The organism is Novosphingobium guangzhouense (assembly GCF_002896965.1).
In the GTDB taxonomy this organism is placed as follows: domain Bacteria; phylum Pseudomonadota; class Alphaproteobacteria; order Sphingomonadales; family Sphingomonadaceae; genus Novosphingobium; species Novosphingobium guangzhouense.
Genome location: NZ_LYMM01000015.1, coordinates 1 through 847, shown reverse-complemented (window position 1 = coordinate 847; position 847 = coordinate 1). Strand labels below are relative to the sequence as shown.

Here is an 847-nt window from a genome sequence, read left to right as displayed (position 1 = left end):
CGATCCTCGACGGCGACACCACTGACTTTCTGGAGGCTGACTGATGGCCCTTCTCCTGCAGCTGACTACCGCCGGGCTGGCCGCCGTCACCGCCCCGGCCGGGACCGCCCAGACGGTCATTGCCTTCCTTGGTCTAACAGACGTGCCCTTCATCGCTGCGCCTACGCTCACGGCGCTGCCTGGAGAGTTCAAGCGGCTCGACATTCTGTCCGGCGTCGCCGCAGCGCCCAACGTCGCGCACATCACCGCATACGACACGTCAGCAGACGTGTGGAATGCTACGGGCTTCGGCCTGTTTCTTGACGATGGCACGCTGTTCGCCAGCTTCAGTGCAGAGAGTACCGTGCTGAGCAAGGCAGGACTGGCTTTTGCGCTGATGGCCTTCGACATCGCGTTCAATGCCGACCTTGCCGCAGAAATCTCCTTCGGCAACGCAGATTTCGTGTGGCCGCCCGCAACCGAGCAGACGCGCGGCATTGCCCGCGTCGCCACGCAGGACGAAGTGGATGCCGGGGTGGACGATGCCCCTTTCGTCACGCCAAGGAAGCTTGCGACTCGGATCGCGGCGATGCTCGCCCCGATTTCCAGCGCGATCGGCTCGATCACCGAGGCGCTTTCCACCTTCGCCTTGCGCAGCGTCTCGATCACGGGCGGCGGTGTGGCGTCCGGAGGCGGCAACCTCAGTGCCGACCGCACCATCACGGTGGCCGAGGCAAGCGCTGCGGAGATCACCGCCGGAGTTGCCGACGACAGGGTCGTGACACCCCGCAGGCTTGGGCCGATCACGATGAAGCTGGCGCAGAACGGTTACATTCGCTTCTTCGGCTTCCAGATGGGCTGGGGACGC

The 847-nt window shown here is 64.9% G+C and carries 1 pseudogene; it reads left to right on the top strand.

Annotation, left to right across the window (positions count from 1 at the left end):
• Positions 1-43 precede the first annotated feature (43 nt).
• Positions 44-847: pseudogene (locus A8V01_RS04920) on the top strand (hypothetical protein); the annotation flags it as partial.